At 72.3% G+C, this 17756-nt stretch carries 17 protein-coding genes and 1 riboswitch; of the genes, 5 read left to right on the forward strand and 12 right to left on the reverse strand.

From position 1 onward, the window contains the following. Positions 1-60: 60 nt before the first annotated feature. The 5 genes from ACRWNP_RS25515 to ACRWNP_RS25535 form a co-directional block, all read right to left on the reverse strand. Positions 61-1086, reverse strand: a complete 1026-nt coding sequence (locus ACRWNP_RS25515) for an ABC transporter ATP-binding protein (RefSeq protein ID WP_431965196.1) — start codon at positions 1084-1086, stop codon at positions 61-63. After that, on the reverse strand, positions 1086-2699 hold the full coding sequence (locus tag ACRWNP_RS25520) for an ABC transporter permease (protein WP_431965260.1): 1614 nt from the start codon (positions 2697-2699) through the stop codon (positions 1086-1088). The genes ACRWNP_RS25515 and ACRWNP_RS25520 overlap by 1 nt, the downstream gene beginning before the upstream one ends. 68 nt (positions 2700-2767) lie before the next feature. Continuing rightward, on the reverse strand, positions 2768-3853 hold the full coding sequence (locus ACRWNP_RS25525) for a thiamine ABC transporter substrate-binding protein (RefSeq protein ID WP_431965198.1): 1086 nt from the start codon (positions 3851-3853) through the stop codon (positions 2768-2770). After that, a riboswitch (TPP riboswitch) is annotated at positions 3845-3949 on the reverse strand. Its footprint overlaps the gene before it by 9 nt. A 67-nt stretch (positions 3950-4016) precedes the next feature. Then, positions 4017-5123: a 23S rRNA (adenine(2503)-C(2))-methyltransferase RlmN gene (gene rlmN, locus ACRWNP_RS25530; protein WP_431965200.1), complete on the reverse strand. Its 1107-nt coding sequence runs from the start codon at positions 5121-5123 to the stop codon at positions 4017-4019. A gap of 337 nt (positions 5124-5460) precedes the next feature. After that, positions 5461-6123 carry a Type 1 glutamine amidotransferase-like domain-containing protein gene (locus ACRWNP_RS25535; protein WP_431965202.1) on the reverse strand — a complete coding sequence of 221 codons (663 nt, stop codon included), beginning with the start codon at positions 6121-6123 and terminating at the stop codon, positions 5461-5463. A gap of 410 nt (positions 6124-6533) precedes the next feature. Between ACRWNP_RS25535 and ACRWNP_RS25540 the strand changes: the two genes are divergently transcribed. The 3 genes from ACRWNP_RS25540 (at position 6534) to ACRWNP_RS25550 (ending at position 10089) form a co-directional block, all read left to right on the forward strand. Then, a complete protein-coding gene (locus tag ACRWNP_RS25540; protein ID WP_431965204.1) occupies positions 6534-7256 on the forward strand; it encodes an SMI1/KNR4 family protein in 723 nt (240 codons plus the stop codon). A 439-nt stretch (positions 7257-7695) separates the two neighbouring features. Then, the gene (locus ACRWNP_RS25545) at positions 7696-8433 is read left to right on the forward strand and encodes a hypothetical protein (protein ID WP_431965206.1); all 738 of its coding nucleotides are present in this window, start codon (positions 7696-7698) and stop codon (positions 8431-8433) included. Between the two features lie 252 nt (positions 8434-8685). Next, entirely contained in the window at positions 8686-10089 is a 1404-nt protein-coding gene (locus ACRWNP_RS25550; protein ID WP_431965208.1) for a vanadium-dependent haloperoxidase, read from the forward strand. A gap of 175 nt (positions 10090-10264) precedes the next feature. Here the strand turns inward: ACRWNP_RS25550 and ACRWNP_RS25555 are convergent, their stop codons facing one another. Further along, on the reverse strand, positions 10265-10654 hold the full coding sequence (locus ACRWNP_RS25555; protein ID WP_431965210.1) for a DUF6233 domain-containing protein: 390 nt from the start codon (positions 10652-10654) through the stop codon (positions 10265-10267). 186 nt (positions 10655-10840) lie between these two features. Here ACRWNP_RS25555 and ACRWNP_RS25560 point away from each other — a divergent pair, with 186 nt between their 5' ends. After that, positions 10841-11680 (forward strand): sulfurtransferase, encoded by an 840-nt coding sequence (locus ACRWNP_RS25560; protein ID WP_431965212.1) that lies wholly within the window; start codon positions 10841-10843, stop codon positions 11678-11680. Between the two features lie 37 nt (positions 11681-11717). Here the strand turns inward: ACRWNP_RS25560 and ACRWNP_RS25565 are convergent, their stop codons facing one another. The 5 genes from ACRWNP_RS25565 to rpsB form a co-directional block, all read right to left on the reverse strand. Next, positions 11718-12719, reverse strand: a complete 1002-nt coding sequence (locus ACRWNP_RS25565) for a phosphatidate cytidylyltransferase (RefSeq protein WP_431965214.1) — start codon at positions 12717-12719, stop codon at positions 11718-11720. Between the two features lie 115 nt (positions 12720-12834). Next, positions 12835-13392: a ribosome recycling factor gene (frr, locus tag ACRWNP_RS25570; protein WP_319159891.1), complete on the reverse strand. Its 558-nt coding sequence runs from the start codon at positions 13390-13392 to the stop codon at positions 12835-12837. A gap of 134 nt (positions 13393-13526) precedes the next feature. Then, positions 13527-14291: a UMP kinase gene (gene pyrH / locus ACRWNP_RS25575; protein WP_431965216.1), complete on the reverse strand. Its 765-nt coding sequence runs from the start codon at positions 14289-14291 to the stop codon at positions 13527-13529. A 160-nt stretch (positions 14292-14451) separates the two neighbouring features. Next, positions 14452-15288: a translation elongation factor Ts gene (gene tsf, locus ACRWNP_RS25580; RefSeq protein ID WP_431965218.1), complete on the reverse strand. Its 837-nt coding sequence runs from the start codon at positions 15286-15288 to the stop codon at positions 14452-14454. A gap of 115 nt (positions 15289-15403) precedes the next feature. Further along, on the reverse strand, positions 15404-16294 hold the full coding sequence (gene rpsB, locus ACRWNP_RS25585) for a 30S ribosomal protein S2 (RefSeq protein WP_431965220.1): 891 nt from the start codon (positions 16292-16294) through the stop codon (positions 15404-15406). 285 nt (positions 16295-16579) lie between these two features. Here rpsB and ACRWNP_RS25590 point away from each other — a divergent pair, with 285 nt between their 5' ends. After that, entirely contained in the window at positions 16580-17224 is a 645-nt protein-coding gene (locus ACRWNP_RS25590; protein ID WP_431965222.1) for a murein hydrolase activator EnvC family protein, read from the forward strand. On the opposite strand, the gene ACRWNP_RS25595 is transcribed toward ACRWNP_RS25590, so the two are convergent. After that, the gene (locus tag ACRWNP_RS25595) at positions 17193-17750 is read right to left on the reverse strand and encodes a TetR/AcrR family transcriptional regulator (protein ID WP_431965263.1); all 558 of its coding nucleotides are present in this window, start codon (positions 17748-17750) and stop codon (positions 17193-17195) included. The two genes, ACRWNP_RS25590 and ACRWNP_RS25595, sit on opposite strands and share 32 nt — an antisense overlap. Positions 17751-17756: the final 6 nt, after the last annotated feature.

The following is a 17756-nucleotide window of genomic DNA, read 5'->3' on the forward strand; positions in this document are numbered from 1 at the left end:
CCCGCAACAAGGTTCGGCCGTCCTGGCCTCCCGCGGGCGGGGCGGCCGGCGGGACGAGGTCTACCCGCCCAGGACGACGACCTCGTCCACCGCGAAGGAGACGCCCACCGTGTCGCCCTCGGCCGGGGCGTCGCGCAGGGCGCAGCCGGCCTCCAGCGGTGGGCCTTCCTCGGGGCGCAGGAGGAGGGTGACCTGGTCGCCGCGGAAGGTGCGCGCGAGCACGTGGCAGCGCAGCCCGTCCTCGGCCGGGACGAGCCGCACGCCGCCGGGCCGGACGAGCAGCCGTCCGGCGCCCTGTGCGGAGCCCGGGGGGACGGGGACCTTGCCCCAGACGGTGTCGGCGGCGTCGCCGGTGACGGTCGCGGCCACCACGTTGTCGAAGCCGAGGAAGCGCGCGACGAACTCCGAGGCGGGCCGATGCCACACCTGCAGCGGGGTGCCGATCTGCTCGACGCGTCCGTCCCGCATGACGACAACGCGGTCGGCCAGCGCGAAGGCCTCGCTCTGGTCGTGCGTGACGGCCAGCACCGTGGTGTCCAGCCGACGGAACAGCCCGCGCAGCTCGACCACCAGCCGCTCGCGCAGGCCCCGGTCGAGCTGGCCGAGCGGCTCGTCGAGCATGAGCACCCGTGGCCCCGGTGCCAGGGCCCGGGCCAGGGCGACGCGCTGCTGCTCACCGCCGGACAGGGACGCCACGGCGCGCCGCTGCGTGCCGGGCAGGCCGACAAGCTCCAGCAACTCACCGACGGTGCGCTCCCGTTCGGCACGACCGGCGCCGCGCATGCGCAGGCCGAAGTCGACGTTCCCGGCGACGTCGCGCTGCGGGAAGAGCTGGTGGTCCTGGAACATCAGGCCCACGCCGCGCCGGTGCGCGGGAACACCCGCCTGGTCGCGGCCGGCCAGCAGGACGCGCCCGGCGTCCAGCGGCTGCAGCCCGGCGACGACCCGCAGCAGCGTGGACTTGCCGCTGCCGCTGGGCCCGAGCACACAGACCGTCTCGTGCTCGGCGACCTCCAGGCCCACGGCGTCCAGGGCGGTGTGGCCGCCGAAGCGCACGGTGGCGCCGTCCAGTCGCAGCAGCGACATCAGAACTCCCCCGACCTGTCGATGCGGATACGTTCCAGCGCCAGCAGCGCACCCGCGCACACCAGCATCAGCACGGTGCTGAGCGCCATCGCCTGGCCGTAGTTGAGCTCCCCGGCCCGCCCGAGGAAGCGGGCGACCGCGACCGGGAGGGTGGGGTTGTCGGGGCGCGCGATGAAGACGGTGGCGCCGAACTCGCCCAGGGACACGGCGAAGGCGAAGCCGGCCGCCACCAGCAGCGCCCGCCGCACCAGCGGAAGATCGACCTCGCGCCACACCCGCAGCGGGGAGGCGCCGAGCACCGCCGCCGCCTCGCGCAGCCGGTCGTCCACGGCACGCAGCACGGGAAGCATGGTGCGCACCACGAAGGGCACCCCGACCAGCGCCTGGGCGAGCGGCACGAGGATCCAGGAGGAGCGCAGGTCCAGCGGCGGCTCGTCGAGGGTGATGAGGAAGCCGAAGCCGATGGTCACGGCCGAGGTGCCGAGCGGCAGCATGAGCAGGGCGTCGAAGCCCCGTACGAGACGCCCGGCCCGCCGGGTGAGGGCGGCCGCGGCCAGCCCGCCGACGACCAGGGCGATCGCGGTGGCGGCGGCCGCGTACTGGAGCGAGTTCCAGACCGCGGCGACCGGCGCCACCAGGAAGGTCCCGCCGCTGCCCGCCACCGAGCCCAGCGCCCGGTAGTAGCCGAGGCCGTAACCGTCGGGTCCGTGCAGCGAGCGCTCGGCCAGCACGCCCAGCGGCAGCAGGATCAGCAGCGCGGCCACACCGAGCACGCCCGCGAGCAGCCCCCACTCGCCGGCGCCGCGCGGCCGCCGCGCGGTGCGGGCCGGGTCCACCAGCCGCAGCGCGCTCTCCCTGCGCCGCACGGTCCCGGCGTGCACCGCGAGGATCGCCGCGACGGCGGCGAACTGGACGATCGTCAGCACGGCCGCCGTCGGCAGGTCCAGCAACTGCGCGGTCTCCCGGTAGATCTCCACCTCCAAGGTGGAGAAGGCGGGGCCGCCGAGGATCTGGATGACGCCGAAGGAGGTGAAGGTGAACAGGAAGACCATGAGCGCGGCCGCGGCGACGGCCGGCGCGAGGGCGGGCAGCGTCACCTTGCGCCAGGCCGCGAGGCGTCCCGCGCCGAGGACCCGCGCGGCCTCCTCCTGCCTCGGGTCGAGCTGTGCCCACAGCCCGCCCACGGTCCGTACGACCACGGCGTAGTTGAAGAAGACGTGCGCGAGGAGGATCGCCCAGACCGTGGTGTCCAGGCGCACCCCCCACAGCTCGTCGAGCAGCCCGCCGCGCCCCAGCAGGGCGAGGAAGGCCGAACCGACGACCACCGTCGGCAGCACGAAGGGCACGGTCACCACCGCCCGCAGCACCTGCTTGGCGGGGAAGTCGAAACGGGCGAAGACGTACGCGCCGGGCAGCGCGATCGCCAGGGTGAGCGCGGTGGAGGCGGCCGCCTGCCAGCAGGTGAACCACAGCACGTGCAGGATGTCGGGCTCGCCCAGGACCTCCGCGAACCGGCCGAACCGCCACCGCCCGCCCTCGCGGAGCCCGCGGGCGACGATGGCGGCGACCGGGTAGCCGAAGAACAGCCCGAAGAACACGACCGGGACGGCCATCAGGCCGAGCCGTACGGCGAGCGGCCGGACGGCCGTCGCCCCGGCGCGCGTCCCCTCGGCGGACTTGGTTACTTCAGCACGAGCGAGGACCACGACTTGACCCACTGCTCCCGGTTGTCGGCGATCTTCTCCGGGGCGACGGTGGCCGGGTCGCTGATCACCGGCGCGTACTTGGTGAAGACCTCGGGCAGCTTCGCGTCGTCGCGCGCGGGGTTGACGAACATGTTGAGCGGCATGTCCTCCTGGAAGGCGCGGCTCAGCAGGAAGTCGACGAGCGCCTTGCCGCCCTCGGTGTTCTTCGCGCCCTTCAGCAGGCCGGCGAACTCCACCTGCCGGAAGCAGGTGCCGGTCGCGACACCGGTCGGCCCCTGCTCGGGCTGCGTCTTCAGGCCGAGCACCTCGGCGGGCGGGCTGGAGGCGTACGAGACGACCAGCGGCTTGTCGCCCTTGCCGCCGCCCGCCCCGGAGAAGGTGTCGTAGTACGCCTGCTCCCAGCCGTCGACGACCTGGACGCCGTTCGCCTTGAGCTTCTTCCAGTAGTCCTCCCAGCCCCCGTCACCGTACGCGGCGGTGGTGGCGAGGAGGAAGGCGAGCCCAGGTGAGGAGGTGGCGGCGTTCTCGGTGACCAGCAGGTCCTTGTACTCCGGCTTGACGAGGTCGTCGAGGCCTTCCGGCACGGGCAGTTTGTGCTCGGTGAAGTACTTCCGGTCGTAGTTGACGCAGACGTCGCCGAAGTCGATCGGGGTGACGCGGTGCTTGCCGGCGTCCAGTTGGAGCGCGGCGGGCACCTTGCCGAGGTCCTTGGCCTCGTACGGCTCGAACAGGTCGTTGTCGAGGGCCCGGGACAGCAGGGTGTTGTCGACGCCGAAGAAGACGTCACCCTGCGGGTTGCCCTTGGACAGCACGGCCTGGTTGACCGCGGCGCCGGCGTCGCCGCCGCGCAGCACCTTGACGGTGTAGCCGGTCTGCTTCGTGAACGCCTTCAGCACGTCCTTGGACGCGGCGAAGGAGTCGTGGCTGACCAGGGTGACGGTCTTGGAGGCGGTGCCGCCCTCGCCCTTGGCGGTGTCGTCGCTGCCGCAGGCGGCGAGCGCGCTCGCGCCGAGCGCGACGGCCAGTGCGGTGCCGGCCACACGCCGACGGGTGGTGCTCATGTGGTGACTCCCTACGCCGGTATGACCCGGATCAGGTCCGAGGGTCTGCGGCCGTGCCGCACTCTCAGCGCTCTGCGCGCTCCCCTGTCGGATGTTCTTTTGTGTGATGTGCGTGACGTCGCGGCAAACAGCCGCAAACGACCGTCACCATAGCAAGCGCAGTTCAGCGCTCGGAAGCCGCCAGCTGCCCGCAGGCGCCGTCGATCTCCTGCCCCCGGGTGTCCCGGACGGTCACCGGCACGCCGTGCGCCTCCAGCGCCGCCACGAACGCCCGCTCGTCCTCGGGACGCGAGGCCGTCCACTTCGAGCCGGGGGTCGGATTGAGCGGGATAAGGTTGACGTGCACGCGGCGACCCTTGAGCAGCCGGCCCAGCAGGTCGGCCCGCCACGCCTGGTCGTTGATGTCCCGGATCAGCGCGTACTCGATCGAGACCCGGCGCCCGGACACGTCCGCGTAGTGCCACGCGGCATCCAGCACCTCGCGCACCTTCCAGCGGGTGTTCACCGGCACCAGGGTGTCGCGCAGCTCGTCGTCGGGCGCGTGCAGCGACACCGCGAGCCGGCACTTGAAGCGCTCGTCGGCGAAGCGCAGCATCGCCGGGACCAGGCCCACCGTCGACACGGTGATGCCCCGCTGGGACAACCCCAGCCCGTCCGGCTCCGGGTCGGTCAGCCGGCGGATGGCGCCGACGACACGCTTGTAGTTCGCGAGCGGCTCGCCCATGCCCATGAACACGATGTTCGACAGCCGCGCCGGACCGCCCGGGATCTCCCCGTCCCGCAGCGAGCGCATGCCCGCCACGATCTGGTGCACGATCTCCCCGGTGGACAGGTTCCGGTCCAGGCCCGCCTGGCCGGTCGCGCAGAACGGGCAGTTCATGCCGCAGCCCGCCTGCGAGCTGATGCACATCGTCACCCGGTCCGGGTAGCGCATCAGGACCGACTCGACCAGCGTCCCGTCGAACAGCCGCCACAGCGTCTTGCGCGTCGTGTCGTTGTCGGTGCTGCTGTGCCTCACCACCGACATCAGGTCCGGCAGCAGCCGCTCCGCCAGCTTCCCCCGCGCCGCCGCCGGGATGTCCGTCCACGCGGCCGGGTCATCGGCGTAGCGCGCGAAGTAGTGCTGCGACAGCTGCTTGGCGCGGAACGGCTTCTCCCCCAGCTCCGCGACCGCCTCCCGGCGCTCCTCGGGCGAGAGATCGGCAAGGTGCCGCGGGGGCTTCTTGGCTCCGCGCGGCGCGACGAATGTGAGTTCTCCGGGTGCAGGCATGGTGCTACCAGTGTCGCAGATCGATTCGGCGCCCCCAGGTCAGACGGGTGAGGGTCCTGTCACCTTCCGGCGGCCCTTTCACGGCCCAGGGCGGCCCAGACAAGGCCCTGCAGTCGCCGACCGCCTGCGGGACGGCTTCGGGAGCCCGCAGTCGCATCGGCCCTGCGGATCCGCGCGTCCGCGGCATCGAGCTGGATCTGTGGATACAGCGCCGGATCACCCGCAGGCGTTCCAAGCCCCGGAAGGATTCACACATCCGTTCGATACGATCGGGGTCGCCACCGCCCTCGACACCGAGGCTGCGCAGGAGGGACGCGACATCACGAATGCCGGGCGGCTATGACCCGAACTTCGTCCATTGCCCTTCGGAGACCACCTCGACGGAGCCGTCGACCACCTTGATCGCCGTCTGTTCGTCGATGGCGTAAGCCGGGACGCCGATGTCTGCGGCCCAGCGCTCTGCGTCAGCCAGGGTGTTCTGCGGGAAAGCGTCCAGGTGCGGGAAGATCGAGAAGTCGACGACCCCCAGAGTGCGGTCGTCCGGCGCGGACGGCCACTCGACGAAGTACGCCCCGATCCGGGGCGTCATCACCATGCTTCCGGCGCTCACTCCCACCCAGACCATCTCGGGCAGCGAAGGCAGCAGATCGGCCAGCCCGGACTCCCGCATCCAATGGCACAGATACGTCGCGTCGCCGCCGTCGACCAGGAGCACGTCGGCTTCCCGGACCCAGGGGACCCATCGCTCCGCGCCGATGGTGGGCAGTGCGGTGAGCTCGAGGACACCGAGAGACGCCCAGCCCAGGCCGGACAGGTACTGCCACGTGGGCTCGGCGGCCGCCAAGCCCCGCACCGATACCGGACCGCACATCGGGTGACCCCACTGAGCTGTCGGGACGCAGAGGGCACGGCACTCGGCGACCGGCTTGCCGAGGAGCTGCACAAGTGCCGAGTGAATGCTCGGGTTCGTGACGCCGCCTGATGTGAGCAAGAGCTTCACGGTGCCTCCACATTCGCGCGCGGAAAAGGGGTGTACCTGAAAGACCCGGGACCGTGCCGAAACTCATCGCGTACCAGTCCGGGCTCCCGGGCAGCCAGAAGTTCGGGGCTTGCGCCCGCCACTTCGGCCGGCACGGTGAACCGAACACCGTCGTCTTGACCGCCGTCCGGGAACGTGGACGTGTCCCAGCGCACACCAGCCCGGGCGGGGCCTCCGGCTGCGTTCGCGGATCGCATGGCAGCGACCCTACGATCGGGCGCACGCAGCCGAAAGACCCGCGCCCGGAAGTGAACGAGCCGGACACCCGCCCCACTCCTCGGCGTCACTCGTCCCGATGGCCCGTGCGGCCTTGGGAACGGCTACGCCGGCCCGGCACCTTCCCTGGGCACGCCGGCGGTAGCGTCTGCGTCATGTCTGACGCGCTCGACGTGGCGATGGCCCTGCGTGGCGGGGTGACCGGCCGCTCCCAGGCCTGGGATTTCGTGCGCCGCTTCGCCGACGAGTGGACGGGCCGTCCCTTGCGGCCCGAGGACGGCTGCACGGCCGTGGAACTGGACGCTACCGAGGCCGAGTTGGGCTTCGAGCTCCCCGCCGCCCTGCGGGAGGGCCACGCGCTGGTCGGCCGCCGTGACGACCTGACCCGGCAGCAGGATCCCCTGGTCCCGCCGATGGGGCTCCATGTGGTCGACGGCTGCGGCGGCATCCTGGTCTTCCGCGTCGAGAACCAGGGCTGCGCCGCATGGGGCATCCCTCTGGACCGGGTCGAGGAGGACGATCCGCCCGTGGTGGTGGAGTCGCACGAGGGATGGGTGCCCTTCCTCGACCGGATGTCCGTGGCCTGGGTGGAGCTGGTGCTGAGCGAGTCGCTGCTCGGGGTGGGAAGCCTGTACGACGCCTGCGAGTTGCCGGAAACGCTCCTGCCGGACCTCGAAGCTCACTACACGCGAGTCGACCTGCCCGACCATCCGATGTGGGCCGGCGCGGAGGACTCGCCCCTGCGCTGGTACGCGGCCCCGGGCCGCCTGCTGCGCCGCGACGGCGTGCTCGACCACTGCTGGCTCCACGCACGCGGACGCACGGCCGCGGATCTCGAGCGGATCCGCGGCGACCTGCCGGCCCGATGGGTCGCCTGATCGCTGGTTCGGTGAGCGTCCCGTCGCGGCGCGGCGTTCGCGGCGGCTCAGCCTCCTCGACGCTCCCCTCGCCGGCCGGCTCGTCCGTCGAGGCGTCCGCCACCTCAGCCACCTCGTCTGCGCTTAGGTCCCGGCCAGGCCTCATCCGTTTCCACAGCTGCGTCATGAATGGTGCCCGGCCTGCATCTTGGGGCCTGGTGCCGTCTGCCCCGCGAACGTTGGCCAGCGCCGTACGGCCCACGGACTGTCAGGTTCTGTCGAGGCACGGGGTGTCGATCGGGTGACTACGGCCCGATGGCCGGGAACGGGCTGCGCCACTGGGATGACCTTGGCGCCGGACGCCGGTGGGCGCGGGTACGGATCCCATCGACAGGGGCCCGAGCCGTGCCGGAAGGCCCTCCGGTTCGGTGCCGGCCGCAGATCGACGAGGAGTGTCCCCATGAGCCCTGCAGACAGGACCCCGCCGCCCTCCAGGTGGTCCCTTCGACGGTACGGACGGCTCGCGGGCGCGGTCGTGCCGGCGGCCCTGATCGCCGCCACGATATCCGCGGCCTCCCTGACGACGGCTCAGGCCGCCGACACGGACGACGCGGCCACGCCCGCGGCCTCGGCGCCGGGCTTCCCGTGGCCCGACCCGTACGGCGACCACCGTTATCCGTACCCCGACGAAGACCCCGGCCCCGGTCCGGGACCCGGCCGCGACCCGCTCCTCGGCCCCGGCCGCGGTCCGCTCCTCGACGACGGTCTCCTCCTCGACCTCGCCGGTCCCCTGATCGGCCCGGGGCGCGGGCCCTTCGTGGCGGCCCCCTACCCCGGCCCCGGCAGGCTCTCCGGGTGCGACATCGACTCGATCGGCGTGGCCAATGCGACCGACGACCGCGATTTCTCCGTCGCCGTGGTCCGCGGCCGGACGTTCGTCGGGCAGCGCGACACCGCCTGGGTGGGCGGCGCCTACACCTGGCAGGACCTCACCAGGCTCCCTGGATACCCGGTCACCGGCGTGTGCGGGGCGAGCGTGAGCGCCTCCTCGCCGACGGACCTGTCGGTCAAGGTCATCACCTTCCGCGGCGACGTGGCGGAGAGCCGCTGCACCACCGCCGGCACTCTCCCGGTCTGCACCTCCTGGAATCCGCTGCAGGGCCCCTTGCAGGCGCCGCCCCCGATCTCCGTCCCCTGAGCGGGGCGGGCTGACGGCCCGTCGCAGTGGTGGCCCGCCGAACGACGGGGACCGCTGTGGCCGGTCGTACGAGGAGCACTCGTCCTCGGGTGGGTCCCGCCCCTGAGGCGGAGGGCGGGACCCGGCCGCGCACCTGACGCGCCAGGCGACCGTCACGTCCGCTGATGGGTAGGAAGCACGTCGATGGGGCCCGAACCGGGCGGGAATTCCCTCCGGTCCGGTTCGGGCCCGGCGTCGATGAGGAGTCTCCCCATGAGCCCCGCAGTCAGGACCGCTCCGCCCGCCGGGCGGCTCTCCCGGTGGTGCCGACGGCTCACCGGCATGGTCGTGCCCGTGGCCCTCGCCGCCACGGCGATATCCGTCACCGCCCCCGCCCCCGCCCAGGCCGCCGGCACGAACCGGGAGCCCGCGGCCGATCCGGCCGCGATCCGTGAGTGGAACACCATCGCCGCGGACGTCATCGGCACCAACCTCGGCCCGACCCGGCCCTCCGGGCAGGCCGTCGTCTGGCACGGGTTCGTCTCGGTCGCCGTCTACAACGCCGTGGTCGGCATCGAGGGCCGCTACGCCCCCTACAAGTGGCACGCGCGCGGACCCGCCGGCGCGTCACCGGAGGCGGCAGCCGTGACCGCCGCGCACGACGTCCTGCTCTGCGACTTCCCCGCGTCCCGGACGTTGCTGGACGCCGCGTACGCCGGCTCCCTCGCGAGGATCCCCGACGGCAACGCCAAGCGGCAGGGCGTCGCCTTCGGGGCCCGCGCCGCCGACCGCGTCATCCAGCTCCGGCAGGGTGACGGCCGGTTCGCGACGGTGGAGTTCACCACCGCGCCCGCGCCCGCGCCCGGCGTCTGGCGTGCCACCCCACCGGGGAACCTGCCCTTCATCGACACCTGGCTCGCCCGGCTGCGCCCGCTCCTGCTCACCTCACCGTCCCAGTTCCGGCCCGGCCCCCCGCCCACCCTCACCTCGGACCGATACGCCCAGGACGTGAACGAGGTGCGGACGATGGGCGCGAGGACGGGTTCGTCCCGCACCGCGCAGCAGACCGAGACCGCGCTGTTCTTCGGGGGCAACCTGGCCGTGCAGCTCCAGGCCGCGTTCCGCGACCACAGCGCCCGCCACCGCCTGGACATCGCCGACACGGCCCGGCTGTTCGCCGCGGCCAACTCCGCGGCGACCGACGCCGTGATCACCACGTGGGACGCCAAGCTCCACTACGGATCCTGGCGGCCGCTCACCGCCGTCCAACTGGCCGGGACCGACGGCAATCCGGCGACCGAGCCGGATCCGCAGTGGCAGCCGCTGCTCGTCACGCCGCCGCACCCCGATCACATCAGCGGGCACGCCGCGGTCGCCGGCGCCGTGGCCCAGACCTTGACCGGGCTCTTCGGCACGCCGCGCCTCGACCTCACCTTCCCGTCCGACGCGACGGGCACCACACGGCACTACGACGACGCCGTGCGGTTCAACCAGGACATGATCGACGCCCGTGTCTGGGCCGGCATCCACACCCGCACGGCGGACACCGAGGGGTGCCTCGCGGGCGCCCGCGTCGGCCTCTGGGCACTGGCGCACTACTTCCGGCCGCTCCACCCGGCGCACCCCGGCTCACCGCGGCCCGTCCCGCCGACCTGTCCGCCTGGCACCTCCGGTTGAGCGCGGCCGGGGCCGTCTGTGCCGACGCGGCGCCCCGAGCGGTTCCGGGCACTGGAGTGCCCGGAACCGCCGGCCCGGGAGCCGGATCCCGGCGGAAGAAGGGGAGGACCGGTTACGACGGTAAGACGTGACTGTCCGTCATGCGCGCTCGGCAGCAGCACACGACTTCGCGTCGTCACGGGGTGCGCCCCGATTCCGGGCGGCAGACCTCGCAGGGTGCGACTTCCGGCATGCCGAGGGCAACCTCGAACTCCTGCCGGTTCAGCCGGCCGCCACCGGGGACACGACAGTCGTCGCGGTGGAGGACGCCCCGGCCCGCGCCGCCGCGCGGATCGGGCACGCTCTGCAGCCGCCAGGCGCGGGCGGGGGTGCGAGCGCGGCTTCCGGCCGGGACCCGCGGGGGATCGCCGGTCTCACCCTCCGCCCCCGCCGCGCCCACGGTCGCGGCCACGGTCGCGGAACCGGATTCCGCCTCCTGGATCTTGGCGTCGACTGCGGCGATCTGCATCTGCAGATAGAGGCGTATCACCCGCAGGCGCTGCGGATCCGGAGGAAGCTCGTACACACGTTCGAGTGTAAGCGGCGGACGGACCACGGACCAGCGTCGCGCGCCGCCTCACCCTGCGATCGCCGTCACGGCGCGCGGCGCCGGCGCAGGTCAGTGCGGGGTGTCGGCAGCGGGCCCGCACAGCGGCGGCGCCGCGGGCACGGCCGGCTTCCCGGCCCGGCCGGGCTGCGCCAGGATGGGCCGGTGAACACGATCATCAGCGCCGCGGAACTCGCCGCCGCCCTGCGCGAAGGACCCGCTCCCGTGCTCCTGGACGTCCGCTACGAGCGCGGAGGACCGTCCGGCCGCGCGGCGTACGAGGCGGGCCACATCAAGGGCGCGGTGTACGTGGACCTGGAAGCGGAACTCGCGGGACCGGCGGGCCCGGGCGGCCGGCATCCGCTGCCCGACGCCGGGTTGTTCATGGAGGCGATGCGGCGGGCCGGGGTGCGCGGGGACAGCCGCGTCGTGGTCCACGACGGCGGTCAGGGCTGGGCCGCGGCACGGGCCTGGTGGACCCTGCGCTGGGCGGGGCACAGGAACGTACGCGTGCTGGACGGCGGACTGCCCGCCTGGACGGCCGCGGGAGGCGCACTGACCACGGGGGGCGCGGCGCCGGAGCCCGGCGACTTCGAGGCCGTACCGGGCGCGCTGCCGGTGCTCAGCGCGGACGACGCGGCGGCCCTGGCCCGTACGGGGGTGCTGCTCGACGCGCGGGCGGCCGAGCGCTACCGGGGGGAGGTCGAGCCGCTCGATCCGGTGGGCGGCCACATCCCGGGGGCCGTGTCGGCGCCCACCGCCGGCAACGTCACCGCCGACGGCACCTTCCGCCCCGCCCGCGAACTGGCCGGCCGTTTCGCCGCTCTGGGGGTCACCGCGGACGGCGGCAGGGTCGGCGTGTACTGCGGATCGGGGGTCTCGGCCGCACAGCAGGTGCTGGCCCTGGCGGTCGCGGGGATCGACGCAGCGCTGTACGTCGGCTCGTGGAGCGAGTGGAGCGCGGACCCCGCCAGACCGGTGGCGAGAGGGCCGCAGCCGGGCTGAACGCCTGGGGGCCGGGCCCGGACGGGCCGGTCGAGGCTCAGCCCGAGCCGACGAAGACGACCAGCAGCAGCCACACCACGGGGGCGGTCGGCAGCAGCGAGTCGAGGCGGTCCATGATGCCGCCGTGACCGGGCAGCAGCTTGCCCATGTCCTTGATGCCGAGGTCCCGCTTGATCATGGACTCGCCCAGGTCGCCGAGGGTGGCGCTGACGGCCACGGCGAGGCCCAGCAGCAGGCCCTGCCACCACTTGCCGTCGTCGATCAGGAACTGCAGGGACAGCGCGCCCGCGGTCATCGCGAAGGCGATCGCGCCGAGCAGGCCCTCGCGGGTCTTGCCGGGGCTGATGCGGGGAGCGAGCTTGTGCGTGCCGAAGCGCCAGCCGACGGCGTAGGCACCGGTGTCGCTGATCACCGTGAGGAGCAGGAACACGAACACCCGCCACGGGCCGTCGTGCGCCGCCAGCATCATCACCACGAACGTGGCCAGGAAGGGTACGTAGAAAGCTGCGAAGACACCCGCCGTGACATCGCGCAGGTAGTTCTCCGGGGGTTCCGTCATGCGCCACACCAGGACGGCGAGCGCGGTGAGCGCCATCGCCACCCATGCGCCCTCCGCACCGCGCACGTAACCCGCGACGACCATGGCGGCGCCGCCGACGGCGAGCGGCACAAGGGGAGCCCGGATCTCCTTGCGCTCGGCCAGGCGCGAGGTCAGCTCCCACAGGCCCACCACGACCGCCGCGGCGACGACGCCCACGAAGACGTACTTGACGATGAAGAGCGAGGCGATGATGACGACGCCGAGGCCGACGCCGACCCCTATCGCGGCGCGTAGGTTGCGGCCCGCGCTCTTCTTCGCCCGGCCGCCGTTCCCGCCCGCCGCCGAAGGCTGCGGCACGGAACGGTCGGGCCGGGCGGAGTGCCGCTCGGGTTCGGGGGTGTCTTCGCGGAACAAGGGGCCGCCCACCCGGGTGCCCACCTCATCCTCGCCTCCCCAGGAACCGGCGTGTGGCGAGGGCCCCCAAGAAGAGTCGTTCACGGAGTTTCGCCTCGCGTTTTCGTCCGGTCCGGGTGGGTCGGATGGGTGGTCGGGTGGATGGGTGGCTCAGCCGCGGACGGACCGGGCCGGGGAGCGAATCCGGCAGCGCGCCGGATCAGACCTCCAGCAGCTCGGATTCCTTGTGCTTGAGCAGCTCGTCGACCTGTGCCACGTACTTGTGGGTCGTGTCGTCGAGCTCCTTCTCCGCGCGGCGCACCTCGTCCTCGCCCGTCTCGCCGTCCTTGACGAGCTTGTCGAGGGTCTCCTTGGCCTTGCGGCGCACGCTGCGGATCGAGATCCGCGCGTCCTCCGCCTTGCCGCGGGCGACCTTGATGTACTCCTTGCGCCGCTCCTCGGTGAGCTGCGGGAAGACCACCCGGATGATACGGCCGTCGTTGGTCGGGTTGACACCCAGGTCCGAGTCCCGGATCGCCTGCTCGATGTTGCGCAGCGCCGAGTTGTCGAACGGGGTGATCACGGCCATCCGCGCCTCGGGCACCGCGAAGGAGGCGAGCTGGTTGATCGGGGTCGGGGCGCCGTAGTAGTCCGCCACGATCTTGTTGAACATCGCCGGGTGGGCACGGCCGGTGCGGATCGCGGCGAAGTCCTCCTTGGCGACCACGACGGCCTTCTCCATCTTCTCCTCGGCTTCGAGGAGGGTCTCTTCAATCACCATGTGCTCCTGGTATTCAGAAGGCAGAGCCTCGGCCCTTGCGCGCGTCTTTCCTGCACGGTGTCCGACCGGCAGCGTCTTGTCCATCCCCGTTCCGGGCGGATCGCCGACCGGGTTGCGGCCGGCGCCTGCCGTCAGCGGGCGCCCGTGTCGTTGACGAGCGTGCCGATCTTCTCACCCTTCACGGCTCGCGCGATGTTGCCCTCCGCGAGCAGTTCGAAGACGAGGATCGGGAGCTTGTTGTCCTGGCACAGCGTGATCGCCGTCAGGTCCGCGACGCGCAGGTCGCGGGCGATGACGTCGGCGTACTCCAGGGCGTCGAACATCACCGCGTCGGGGTTCGAGCGGGGGTCGGAGTCGTAGACCCCGTCGACCCCGTTCTTGCCCATCAGCAGCGCCTCGGCGTGGATCTCCAGGGCGCGCTGGGCGGCGGTGGTGTCGGTGGAGAAGTACGGCATGCCCATACCGGCGCCGAAGATCACCACACGGCCCTTCTCCAGGTGGCGCACGGCGCGCAGCGGGATGTAGGGCTCGGCGACCTGGCCCATGGTGATCGCCGTCTGCACGCGCGACTGGATGCCCTCCTTCTCCAGGAAGTCCTGGAGGGCGAGGCAGTTCATGACCGTGCCGAGCATGCCCATGTAGTCGGAACGGGCCCGGTCCATGCCGCGCTGCTGGAGCTGGGCACCACGGAAGAAGTTGCCGCCGCCGATGACGACGGCGATCTCGTAGCCGTCGCGGACGACCGCGGCGATCTCACGGGCCATCGTGTGCACGACGTCGGGGTCGACTCCGAGTCCCCCTCCGCCGGCGAAGGCCTCGCCGGAGAGCTTGAGCAGGTACCGGCCCTTGTGCGTGCTGCCGGTCTCGGTGGGTGCCTTGTCGGCGTCCTGTTCCATGGAGGTCTCCTCGTGCACGTACGAAGAAGGCCATTGCCGAGGGTCCGTGATGGTTCCCTGTGGGCAATGGCCTCCTCGTCACAACTGCGGCCTGCCGGTGAGCGGCCGGCTGCGTACGACCCTATCGGGGCCGTCGGTCTGTCGCTTGCGCGGTGGTCGCTCAGACGCCGACGCGGAAGCGGGCGAAGCGCTTCAGCGAGACGCCGGCCTCGTCGAGCACCTTCTGGACGGACTTCTTGTTGTCCTTGGCGAAGGCCTGCTCGAGAACGACGTTCTCCTTGAAGAAGCCGTTGACGCGACCCTCGACGATCTTCGTGAGGGCGGCCTCGGGCTTGCCCTCCTCGCGGGCGGTGGCCTCGGCGACGCGACGCTCGTTCTCGACGGTCTCGGCGGGCACCTCCTCGCGGGACAGGAAGGTGGGGGCGAAGGCGGCGATGTGCTGCGCGACGTCCTTGGCGACCTGGGCGTCGGCCTTGTCCAGCTCGACCAGGACACCGACCTGCGGGGGCAGGTCGGGGCTGGTGCGGTGCAGGTAGGAGGCGACGTAGCCGTCGGTGAACTGCGCGAAGCGGTCCAGGACGATCTTCTCGCCGAGGGTGGCGTTGGCCTCGTCGACGAAGGCCTGGACGGTCTGGCCGTCCTTGATCTCGGAGGCGAGCAGCGTCTCCAGGTCGGCCGGCTTGCTGGCGGCGACGTGGGCCGCGATGGCGTCGGCGGCGGCGATGAACTTGTCGCCCTTGGCGACGAAGTCGGTCTCGCACTTGAGCTCGACGAGGACACCCTCGCTGTTGTCACCGGCGATCAGGGACACGACGGCGCCGTTGGAGGCGGAGCGGCCCTCGCGCTTGGTGACGCCCTTCTGGCCCTTGACGCGGAGGATCTCGACGGCCTTGTCCAGGTCGCCCTCGGCCTCCTCGAGCGCCTTCTTGCAGTCCATCATGCCCGCGGCGGTCAGCTCGCGGAGCTTCTTGACGTCGGCGGCGGTGAAGTTCGCCATGGTCTGTCAGTCTCTTCTCGGAAGTCGGTGGATCCGGTGAGCGGTGGTTCTACGGACGAACGGCGGGGGCCGGAGCCCCCGCCGTCCTCACACGCATCGGAAGGCGGGCTGAGGCTCAGGCCTGCTCGGCGTCGGCGGCGGGCGCCTCGGCGGTCTCGGCGGCGGGCGCCTCGGCAGGGGTCTCAGCCGGAGCGGCCTCGGCCGGAGCAGCCTCGGCGGCGGTCTCCTCGGCCTTCGCCTTGTCGCCCTCGAGCAGCTCGCGCTCCCAGGCGGCGAGCGGCTCACCCTCGGCCTTGTCACCGGCGGTGGCGGCACCGGAGCGGGCGATGAGGCCCTCGGCGACGGCGTCGGCGATCACACGGGTCAGCAGGGTGACGGAGCGGATCGCGTCATCGTTGCCCGGGATCTTGTAGTCGACCTCGTCGGGGTCGCAGTTGGTGTCGAGGATCGCGACGACCGGGATGCGGAGCTTGCGCGCCTCACCGACGGCGATGTGCTCCTTCTTGGTGTCCACGATCCAGACGGCGCTCGGCACCTTCTGCATCTCGCGGATGCCGCCCAGGGTCTTCTCCAGCTTCTCCTTCTCACGGGAGAGAACCAGGAGCTCCTTCTTGGTGAGGCCGGAGGCGGCCACGTCCTCGAAGTCGATCTCCTCGAGCTCCTTCAGGCGCTGCAGGCGCTTGTAGACGGTCGAGAAGTTGGTGAGCATGCCGCCCAGCCAGCGCTGGTTGACGTAGGGCATGCCGACACGGGTCGCCTGCTCGGCGATGGCCTCCTGGGCCTGCTTCTTCGTACCGACGAAGAGGATGGTGCCGCCGTGCGCGACGGTCTCCTTGACGAACTCGTAGGCGCGGTCGATGTACGACAGCGACTGGAGCAGGTCGATGATGTAGATGCCGTTGCGCTCGGTGAAGATGAAGCGCTTCATCTTCGGGTTCCAGCGGCGGGTCTGGTGCCCGAAGTGGACGCCGCTTTCCAGCAGCTCCCGCATCGTGACGACGGCCATGGCCGTACTCCTAGAGATACTCGGTTTTCGCGGCCGCCGGACGGCGGCCACGCCTGACGCCCCGAACGCGCCGTGCCACGAGGGACCGAGGAGCGCGTCCACCGCTCGCTGTAGGGCAGTGGCGGGGCGTGCGAAGTCGACCCGGTGACCCGGATCGCCATGGAAAGTGTACGGGACCGCCGGAGCGGCGGGCGACATCGTGCCTGGGGGCGGGGGCCGTCCGGGGTTGTCCACAGGCCGGTTCCATGATCGTCCCGATGTGGCGGAACACGTCATCGTTGGAGCATGAGGACATACGTGGTTGTGGTGTTGGCGGTGCTGTCGTGGCTGGCGGGGCTCGTGCACCCGGTGGGGGCGGCTGTTCGGACACCGGTCGTCCCGGCCGGCGGGGACGCGGAGCGGGCCTGGCCCGTGGCGCCGTCCGGCGGACAGCGGCGACCGGTCGTGGAGCGGGGCTTCGATCCGCCGGCGGTGCCGTGGGCTGCGGGGCACCGCGGGGTGGACCTGCGTGCGGGACCGGGCGCACCGGTGCGCGCGGCGGCGCCAGGCAAGGTGTCGTACGCCGGGCAGGTGGCGGGGCGCCAAGTGGTGGCGATCGAGCTCGCGGGTGGCCTGCGCATCACGTACCAGCCGGTGCGCGCCTCGGTCGCGGTGGGCGACAGGGTCGGCGCGGGGCAGGTGGTGGGAGTGCTCACCGAGGGCCCGTGGCACTGCACCGGCGGGTGCCTGCACTGGGGGCTGCTGCGCGGGGAGGTCTACCTCGACCCGTTGTCGCTGCTGCCGGAGCGGCTGCTGCGCGGTGGGCCGTCGCGGCTGCTGCCGGTCTTCGAGGTGCCCTTGCCCGACAGCCTGGGCGGGGCGGTGGGGCCGGCCGGAGCCCTCGGAGCGATACGGCCGGTCAGCCCAGGACTCCGCGCAGGGCCATGGTGACGGCCGCGTCGGCGATGGTGTCCGGCTCCTCGGCGGCGCCGAGCTCGATCCGGCGGACAGCGGAGTCGACGATGCCCTGGAGCAGCATCGCGGTGAGCCTCGGCTCGCGGTGGCCCAGCGAGGCGAGGGCCGCGACGACCATGGTGACCAGACCGCCGTGGGCGGCACGGATCTTCTCGCGGGCGCCGACGTCGAGTTCGCCCGCTGAGATCGCGACCACGGCGCGGTGCCGGCGGTCACCCACGAGCGCGAGCTGGCTGCGGACGTAGGCCTCGATCTTGGCCTCGCCGGTGGGGGCGGCCTCCATGGCCGCCTCGACCTCGGCCGCCCAGACGGGGAAGTCGACGGCGCACAGCTCCTCGACGACGGCGGCCCGGGAACGGAAGTACTCGTAGACGGAGGACCGGGCCAGCCCGGTGCGCTCCGCCAGGGCGGGGAAGGTCAGGGCTTCCGTCCCGCCCTCGGAGAGCAGACTGCGTGCGGCGTCCAGCAGGGCGTCGCGTTGCATCGACCGGTGCTCGGCCACCGAGGC

Source organism: Actinacidiphila sp. bgisy160, from assembly GCF_965342435.1.
In the GTDB taxonomy this organism is placed as follows: domain Bacteria; phylum Actinomycetota; class Actinomycetes; order Streptomycetales; family Streptomycetaceae; genus Actinacidiphila.

What these genes read in the sequence shown, in the direction of transcription:
- ACRWNP_RS25515 (WP_431965196.1), bottom strand. Translation starts at nt 1,086, where the DNA reads ATGTCGCTGCTGCGACTGGACGGCGCCACCGTGCGCTTCGGCGGCCAC.
- ACRWNP_RS25540 (WP_431965204.1), top strand. Translation starts at nt 6,534, where the DNA reads ATGTCTGACGCGCTCGACGTGGCGATGGCCCTGCGTGGCGGGGTGACC.
- rlmN (WP_431965200.1), bottom strand. Translation starts at nt 5,123, where the DNA reads ATGCCTGCACCCGGAGAACTCACATTCGTCGCGCCGCGCGGAGCCAAG.
- rpsB (WP_431965220.1), bottom strand. Translation starts at nt 16,294, where the DNA reads ATGGCCGTCGTCACGATGCGGGAGCTGCTGGAAAGCGGCGTCCACTTC.
- ACRWNP_RS25525 (WP_431965198.1), bottom strand. Translation starts at nt 3,853, where the DNA reads ATGAGCACCACCCGTCGGCGTGTGGCCGGCACCGCACTGGCCGTCGCG.
- ACRWNP_RS25520 (WP_431965260.1), bottom strand. Translation starts at nt 2,699, where the DNA reads ATGGCCGTCCCGGTCGTGTTCTTCGGGCTGTTCTTCGGCTACCCGGTC.
- tsf (WP_431965218.1), bottom strand. Translation starts at nt 15,288, where the DNA reads ATGGCGAACTTCACCGCCGCCGACGTCAAGAAGCTCCGCGAGCTGACC.
- ACRWNP_RS25550 (WP_431965208.1), top strand. Translation starts at nt 8,686, where the DNA reads ATGAGCCCCGCAGTCAGGACCGCTCCGCCCGCCGGGCGGCTCTCCCGG.
- ACRWNP_RS25545 (WP_431965206.1), top strand. Translation starts at nt 7,696, where the DNA reads ATGAGCCCTGCAGACAGGACCCCGCCGCCCTCCAGGTGGTCCCTTCGA.
- ACRWNP_RS25590 (WP_431965222.1), top strand. Translation starts at nt 16,580, where the DNA reads ATGAGGACATACGTGGTTGTGGTGTTGGCGGTGCTGTCGTGGCTGGCG.
- pyrH (WP_431965216.1), bottom strand. Translation starts at nt 14,291, where the DNA reads ATGGAACAGGACGCCGACAAGGCACCCACCGAGACCGGCAGCACGCAC.